This window comes from Caulobacter sp. AP07, from assembly GCF_000281955.1.
GTDB lineage: Bacteria > Pseudomonadota > Alphaproteobacteria > Caulobacterales > Caulobacteraceae > Caulobacter.
Genome location: NZ_AKKF01000312.1, coordinates 1 through 7,039, shown reverse-complemented (window position 1 = coordinate 7,039; position 7,039 = coordinate 1). Strand labels below are relative to the sequence as shown.

Annotated in this window: 7 protein-coding genes; 4 read left to right on the top strand and 3 right to left on the bottom strand. The window is 68.9% G+C overall.

Annotated elements, in window-relative coordinates; genetic code table 11:
- Window positions 1-99: 99 nt before the first annotated feature.
- Complete coding sequence (locus PMI01_RS25655; RefSeq protein WP_035038561.1) at window positions 100-1,233, bottom strand: anhydro-N-acetylmuramic acid kinase; 1,134 nt, start codon at window positions 1,231-1,233, stop codon at window positions 100-102.
- 269 nt (window positions 1,234-1,502) lie between these two features.
- On the opposite strand from PMI01_RS25655, the gene tyrS reads away from it, so the two are divergent.
- The 4 genes from tyrS (at window position 1,503) to PMI01_RS25635 (ending at window position 5,145) form a co-directional block, all read left to right on the top strand.
- On the top strand, window positions 1,503-2,762 hold the full coding sequence (gene tyrS / locus PMI01_RS25650; RefSeq protein WP_007676667.1) for a tyrosine--tRNA ligase: 1,260 nt from the start codon (window positions 1,503-1,505) through the stop codon (window positions 2,760-2,762).
- Between the two features lie 73 nt (window positions 2,763-2,835).
- Window positions 2,836-3,297 (top strand): peroxiredoxin, encoded by a 462-nt coding sequence (locus PMI01_RS25645; RefSeq protein ID WP_007676666.1) that lies wholly within the window; start codon window positions 2,836-2,838, stop codon window positions 3,295-3,297.
- A gap of 215 nt (window positions 3,298-3,512) precedes the next feature.
- Complete coding sequence (locus tag PMI01_RS25640; RefSeq protein ID WP_007676665.1) at window positions 3,513-4,670, top strand: peptidoglycan DD-metalloendopeptidase family protein; 1,158 nt, start codon at window positions 3,513-3,515, stop codon at window positions 4,668-4,670.
- Window positions 4,651-5,145: a bactofilin family protein gene (locus PMI01_RS25635; RefSeq protein ID WP_007676664.1), complete on the top strand. Its 495-nt coding sequence runs from the start codon at window positions 4,651-4,653 to the stop codon at window positions 5,143-5,145. Before PMI01_RS25640 ends, PMI01_RS25635 begins: the two co-directional genes overlap by 20 nt.
- A 54-nt stretch (window positions 5,146-5,199) precedes the next feature.
- On the opposite strand, the gene prfB is transcribed toward PMI01_RS25635, so the two are convergent.
- Together prfB and PMI01_RS25625 are read right to left on the bottom strand one after the other, a co-directional pair.
- A protein-coding gene (prfB, locus tag PMI01_RS25630; RefSeq protein ID WP_157223875.1) for a peptide chain release factor 2 occupies window positions 5,200-6,313 on the bottom strand; the annotation gives its coding sequence in 2 pieces (ribosomal slippage) (window positions 5,200-6,243 and window positions 6,245-6,313; 1,113 coding nt in all).
- 75 nt (window positions 6,314-6,388) lie between these two features.
- Window positions 6,389-7,039: penicillin-binding transpeptidase domain-containing protein (locus PMI01_RS25625; RefSeq protein ID WP_007676657.1), on the bottom strand; the 651-nt coding region annotated here is incomplete at its 5' end.

Here is a 7,039-nt window from a genome sequence, read left to right as displayed (position 1 = left end):
AGGGGGGAGTGATCGGCCGATGACCACCCGGATCAAGGACCCCAAACCTCCCCCCACCGGCCTTCGGCCGCCTCCCCCAAAGGGGGAGGACCTGCCTTGCTAAGGCCGAACGATCCGTCCGCCCGTCATCGGGCTCGCCACCCCCGTCGTCCCCGGGAAGCTGATCGGCAGGCCCCGCGCCGTGCGCGCCGCCAGGAACGCGAAGGCCTCGGCCTCGATCGCATCGCCGCGCCAGCCCAGGTCGTCGGCCGACACCACCTCGGAGACGCCGGCCAACGCCTGCGAAAGCCCCTGCATCATGTAGCCGTTGTGCCGCCCGCCGCCGGCGACGATCAGCTGTTTCGGTCGCTCCTCGACAGGCAGCCAGTCATAGGCCCGCGCCACGCTGGCGACGGTGAAGGCCGTCAGGGTAGCGGCGGCGTCCTCCAGCGACAGGCCATCGACGCTCTCGATCGGAAAGTCGAAACGGTCCAGCGACTTGGGCGGCCGGGTTGCGAAATAGGGCCGCGCCAGCAGGGCGGCGAGCACGGCCTGGTCGACCGTCCCAGCCCTGGCCAGCGCCCCGCCCGCGTCGAACCGCCCGGCCCCGCGCGCCTGGACCACCAGGTCGATCATGCCGTTGGCGGGCCCAGTGTCGAAGGCCAGCAGATCGCCCCCCAATCCCGTGGAGGGCGGCCGCACGAAGGTGACATTGGCCACCCCGCCCAGGTTCAGCGCCGCCACCGGGGCCAAGAGGCCCGAGGCCCGGGCCCGGGCCGCGTGATAGACCGGGGCCAGCGGCGCCCCCTCCCCGCCGGCCGCCACGTCGGCGGTGCGGAAGTCGAAGGCCACCGGCCGGCCGCAGGCCTTGGCCAGCCGTTCGGCGTCGAGCAACTGCACGGTGCGGCCAACACGCTCGGCGGTCGGCCGCTCGTGCAGCACCGTCTGGCCATGCACGCCCAGCAGGTCGAAATCGCCCCAGGCCAGGCCGTGCTCGGCGATGAAGCTCTCGGCGGCGTGCAGGTGCTCGTCGGCGACAGCCCGCCGCGCCTCCGCGAAGATCGCCGGCTCGGGCGCGCCGCGCGGCCATGCCCGGGCGATGTCGGTGGCCTTCAGCAGCAGGTCGCGGGTCGCCTCGCGCAGCTTGCGCTCGCCGGCCGGGCCGAAGGCCTGGACCTCCTCGCCGTCGGTCTCGAGCACCGCCATGTCGACCGCGTCGAGCGAGGTGCCGGTCATGAATCCCAGGATACGCATGGTCTGGTTGACTGCCATGGGTCGCGGCGGGTAGCTAGGCCCCATGATCGTCTCGCGCCTCATCGCCCGCGCCTATTACCGCCCGCTGTCCTAGCGGGAGGCCGACCGATCACGTCGATGCGCCCGCCCCTCCGGCGACGCGTCAGACTTCAGCGAGCGTCTCCGGCCCCCAACCAGGAGACCTGCCGATGAAACCCTCGCCACATCCCGCCCCGCCCGTGCTAGACGCGCGGACGCCTGAAATACAGTCGAAGCCAGAGAGTCGATCCATGTCCGCCGCCACGCCCTTCAAGTCGGAATTCCTCCAGACCCTGCAGGCGCGCGGCTACATCCACCAGATCACCCACCCCGACGAACTGGACGCGGCGGCGGCCGGCGGGATCGTCACCGCCTATATCGGCTTCGACGCCACCGCGCCCAGCCTGCACGTCGGCTCGCTGATCCAGATCATGATGCTGCGCCGCCTGCAGCAGGCCGGCCACAAGCCGATCGTGCTGATGGGCGGCGGCACCACCAAGGTCGGCGACCCGACCGGCAAGGACGAGAGCCGCAAGCTGCTGTCGGACGCCGACATCGCCGCCAATATCGCCGGCATCAAGCAGGTGTTCGCCAGGTTCCTGACCTTCGGCGACGGGCCGACCGACGCCATCATGGTCGACAACGACGTCTGGCTCAGCAAGTTCGGCTACGTGCAGTTCCTGCGCGACTACGGCGTGCACTTCACGGTCAACCGGATGCTGGCCTTCGACTCGGTCAAGCTGCGACTCGAGCGCGAGCAGCCGATGACCTTCCTCGAATTCAACTACATGCTGATGCAGGCGGTCGACTTCCTGGAGCTGAACCGCGCCCACGGCTGCGTGCTGCAGATGGGCGGCTCGGACCAGTGGGGCAACATCCTCAACGGCGTCGAGCTGACCCGGCGGGTGGACCAGAAGGCCGCCTTCGGCCTGACCACCCCGCTGCTGGCCACCGCCTCGGGCGCCAAGATGGGCAAGACCATGTCGGGCGCGGTGTGGCTGAACGCCGAACAGCTGAGCCCCTACGACTACTGGCAGTTCTGGCGCAACACCGAGGACGCCGACGTCGGCCGGTTCCTCAAGCTGTTCACCGACCTGCCGCTGGACGAGATCACCCGGCTGGAGGCCCTGCCCGGCGCCCAGATCAACGACGCCAAGAAGGTGCTGGCCGACGAGGCGACGCGGATGGCGCATGGCGTCGAGGCGGCCCAGTCGGCGCGCGCCGCGGCCGAGAAAGCCTTCGAGCAGGGCCAGGTCTCGGCCGACCTGCCGACCTTCGAGGTTCCGGCCGCCGACCTCGACGCCGGGATCGTGCTGGCCAACCTGGTCGCCGACGCCGGCCTGGCCGCCTCGCGCGGCGAGGCTCGCCGTCTGGCCCAGGGCGGTGGCCTGAAGGTCAACGACAAGGCCGAGCCCGACGCCAACCGCGTCGTGACCTCGGCCGAACTGGTCGACGGCGTCGTCAAGCTGGCGGCGGGCAAGAAGAAGATCGTGCTGGTCAAGCCGGTCTGACCATAAGGTGTCATCCCGGATCGGCGCGCCGCGCGCTGGCCCGGGATGACAGGGAATGTGGAGAGAGAAACAGATGCTTGAATCCGGCGACAAGGCCCCCGACTTCGACCTGGCCACCGACACCGGCCGCGTCAGCCTTTCGAGCCTGAAGGGCAAGAACGTCGTGCTCTATTTCTATCCCAAGGACGACACGGCCGGCTGCACGTCGGAGGCCCTGCAGTTTTCGGCCGAGGTCGAGGAGTTCGCCAAGGTCGGGGCGGTGATCGTCGGGGTGTCCAAGGACAGCGCCGTCTCGCACGGCAAGTTCCGCAAGAAGCACGACCTGACCGTGGAATTGGCCGCGGATGCGACCGGCGAGATCGTCGAGGCCTATGGCGCCTGGGTCGAGAAGAGCATGTACGGCCGCAAGTACATGGGCATTGACCGCTCGACCTTCCTGATCGACCGCGAAGGCGTGGTCCGCCAGACCTGGCGCAAGGTGAAGGTGCCCAACCACATCAAGGCGGTGCTGACCGCGGCGCGGGCGCTGAAATAGGCGCGGCAGGGTGGTGTGGTTTTCGCGCCTCAGCCGTGCGTTTATCGCAACACTGAGACGCTCAGGCGATGGCCGACGGGCAAAGAACACGGTACCGGTTGAATCAGATGATGAAAGCCTAGCCACGCGCCGTTACTCGGCGCGAAGTGTCTTGCGCGTTTCCGCATTCTCGTTGCATATCGCCGGGACCTTGAAAACGGGGGTTTCCTAGGCCGATGGCGATCACACGCTTCAAGCGACTGCGGCAATCCCTGGAAGAATTGTTCCCGGAACGCCATCTCTACGTGCGTTCGGGCGGCGAGATGCGTGGTTACGTGTTCTCGACCGGCAAGCAATTGATGTGCGCCACGGTCGTCGCCGGCGCCGCCCTGTGGATGGGCGTCTGCACCGCCGCGATGATGGTCAGCGCCCTGTCGGTCAGCTCGACCGACCAGATGGTCATCAAGCAGAAGGCCTATTACGAGCGCCTCAACGCCGACCGCCAGGCGCGCCTGAACAGCGCTGTCGCCCAGCTGTCGGCCAGCAGCGGCTCGCTGGACGAACTGGCCGCCTCGGTCGAGAAGCGCCACGCCGCCCTCGCCCTGCTGGTCAGCGACTTCCGCGGCGTGCCCGGCGCCGCCCAGGCCCTGCAGACCGCCAAGCCGCGCCTGCCGGGCGCCTCGCCGGTCGAACGCATCCAGGCCACGCGGATGGACCAGGAACGCCTGATCGACGCCGCCGAGACCTTCGCCAACACCCGGGCCGAACGCCTTCGCGCCGCGATGCGCATGGCCGGGCTCGACGCCGGCGGCTTCACGCGCGGTGGCGGCGGCGGTTCGCTGGGCGGCCCGCTGATCGAGGCCAAGGACCCCCGCGCCCTGGCCGCCATCCTCGACGTCGACGAAGAGTTCGCCGGCCGCATCCAGCACGCCGCCAACGACATGTCGGACATGCGGCAGTTGAGCGCCGCCTCGCAGAAGCTGCCCTTCTACCGGCCGACCACCAATCCGGCCCTGAGCAGCAGCTACGGCGTGCGGTTCGACCCCTTCACCCATCGCCCGGCCTTCCATTCGGGCCTCGACTTCCCCGGCGCCTTCTACACGCCGATCATGGCCACGGCCCCGGGCGTCATCTCGTTCACCGGCGTGCGCTCGGGCTACGGCAACGTGGTCGAGATCGACCACGGCAACGGTTTCAAGACCCGCTACGCCCACCTGCAGGCCGCTTCGGTCAAGGTCGGCCAGCGCGTGGCGATCGGTCAGCGCGTCGGAGCCATGGGCTCGACGGGTCGCTCGACCGGTCCGCATCTGCACTACGAAGTATGGGTCAACGGCCGGGCTCAGAACCCGAACCGTTTCTTGAAGGCTGGTGAGTATGTTCAGCAAGCAAGCTAAGGCGTCCAAGGGACCGGCCCGCATCGAGCCGCTGCCCATGTCACAGCTCCCCTCCTCCGACGCTGCTCGAAAGGCTCCGCCCAAAGTGGCTTCGCTGATTTCCCCCGACATCACCATCGAAGGCGGCATCACCGGCGACGGGGAGCTGCAGATCGACGGCGTGGTGCGCGGCGACGTCCGCGTCGGTCGCCTGACGGTCGGCGAGACCGGCCATGTCGAAGGCTCGATCTACGCCGAAGCGGTCGAGGTGCGCGGCCGCGTGGTCGGCGCGCTCACCGCCAAGCAGGTGCGCCTGTACGGCACCGCCTATATCGACGGCGACATCACCCATGAGCAACTGGCCATGGAAACCGGGGCCTTCTTCCAGGGCCGCAGCCTGAAGTTCCAGCGCCCGGCCGCGCCGCCGCAGTCGGCGCCCGCGCCGCAACAAGCCCTGGCGGCTCCCCCGGTCCTGGAAACCAAGCCCGCCGGCTGAAACAAAAAACGCCCCGGATCGCTCCGGGGCGTTTTGCTTTTCAGGGACGCCCGGCTAGGCGTCCCGCGTCGCCCCGACCCGCTGGGCCAGGGACGCGCCCATGAACTCGTCCAGGTCGCCGTCCAGCACGCCCTGAGTGTCGGACGTCTCGACATTGGTCCGCAGGTCCTTGACCATCTGGTAGGGCTGCAGAACGTAGCTGCGGATCTGGTGACCCCAGCCGATGTCGGTCTTCTGGTCTTCCAGCGCCTGCTGCGCGGCTTCGCGGCGTTGCAGCTCGGCCTCGTAGAGCCGGGCCCGCAGCATCTTCCACGCCTCCTCGCGGTTCTGATGCTGCGAACGGCCCGCCTGGCAGGCCACCGCGATGCCGGTCGGGATGTGCGTCAGGCGCACCGCCGAGTCGGTCTTGTTGATGTGCTGGCCGCCCGCGCCGGAGGCCCGGTAGGTGTCGGTCCGCACGTCGGACGGGTTGATGTCGATCTCGATGGCGTCGTCGACCACCGGATAGACCCAGACCGAGGCAAAGCTGGTGTGGCGCTTGGCGGCGGCGTCATAGGGGCTGATGCGCACCAGGCGGTGGACGCCCGCCTCGGTCTTCAGCCAGCCATAGGCGTTGGTCCCCTTGATCAGCAAGGTCGCCGACTTGATGCCGACCTGGTCGCCCGAGGTCTCTTCGACCAGCTCGACGGTCATCTTGTGGGCGTTGGCCCAGCGGCTGTACATGCGCAGCAGCATGCCCGCCCAGTCGCAGGACTCGGTGCCGCCGGCCCCGGAGTTGATTTCGACATAGCTGTCGTTGCCGTCGGCCTCGCCCGAAAGCAGGGCCTCCAGCTCGGCGCGGCCGGCCGTCTCCTTCAGCGCCTTGAGCTGGGCGCGAGCGTCGTCCAGCAGGGCGTCGTCGCCCTCCATGTCGGCCAGCTCGGCATATTCCAGGGCGTCCTTCAGCCCGGTTTCCAGGACCTGCACGGCTTCGACGCGAGCAGCCAGGGCGGCGCGCTCGCGCGACACCGCCTGGGCCTCGGAAGGCCGGTCCCAGAGGGTCGGGTCTTCGACCCGGGCGTTCAGTTCATCCAGTTTGCGTAGGGCGACATCCCAGTCAAAGACGCCTCCTGAGCAGTCCTACGGACTGCTCGATGTCAGCCGCTGAGGCCTCGACATCCGGTCTCATCACGTAGCTCCGTGACAGTGTTGAAGGGCGCGGGACATAGCCCGCGCCCGGAGTCGGCGCAATCACCGACTGGATTTAGTAGAGCCCGCTGATGTCGGGAGCCGTGGTCGGCGGCTTGGGCGCGCCCGGCGCCGGGCCGATCTGCCCGCCGGGCCAGGCGTCGCCGTAGGGCTGGGGACCCGTGGGAATGGTCGGAACCACGACCTTGGGCTCAGTGCCGGGACGGAAAGCCTCGCGGACGCCGCGGACCATCACGAACTTGGCGTTCTTCGGAGCCTTGAACTCGGTCTTCGGCTGGCCCTTCAGGGCCTCGCGCATGAAGTCCATGAAGATCGGCACCGGCCCCGTGGCGCCGGTCTCGCCTTCGCCCAACGAGCGGTTGTCGTCGAAGCCGATGAACACCCCGACCACCAGGTTGGGCGAATAGCCCATGAACCAGGCGCTGCGGTACTCGTTGGTGGTGCCGGTCTTGCCGGCCAGCGGATAGCCCAGCGAGCTGGCCTGGGCGGCGGTGCCCCGCTGGACCACGCCCTGCAGCATCGAGGTGACCTGGTAGGCGGTGATCGGATCCATGACCTGTTCGCCCAGGGCCGGGATGCGCGGGCTCTCGTCGCCGTTGAAGCCGGCGTTGCAGCGCACGCAGTCGCGCTTGTCGGCGCGGAAGATCACCTTGCCTTCGCGGTCCTGCACCAGTTCGATCAGGTGCGGCTCCACCCGGCGGCCGCC

Excerpts from the sequence above, each read along its gene's own strand:
- PMI01_RS25655 (WP_035038561.1), bottom strand. The coding sequence starts at position 1,233 with ATGCGTATCCTGGGATTCATGACCGGCACCTCGCTCGACGCGGTCGAC.
- tyrS (WP_007676667.1), top strand. The coding sequence starts at position 1,503 with ATGTCCGCCGCCACGCCCTTCAAGTCGGAATTCCTCCAGACCCTGCAG.
- PMI01_RS25645 (WP_007676666.1), top strand. The coding sequence starts at position 2,836 with ATGCTTGAATCCGGCGACAAGGCCCCCGACTTCGACCTGGCCACCGAC.
- PMI01_RS25640 (WP_007676665.1), top strand. The coding sequence starts at position 3,513 with ATGGCGATCACACGCTTCAAGCGACTGCGGCAATCCCTGGAAGAATTG.
- PMI01_RS25635 (WP_007676664.1), top strand. The coding sequence starts at position 4,651 with ATGTTCAGCAAGCAAGCTAAGGCGTCCAAGGGACCGGCCCGCATCGAG.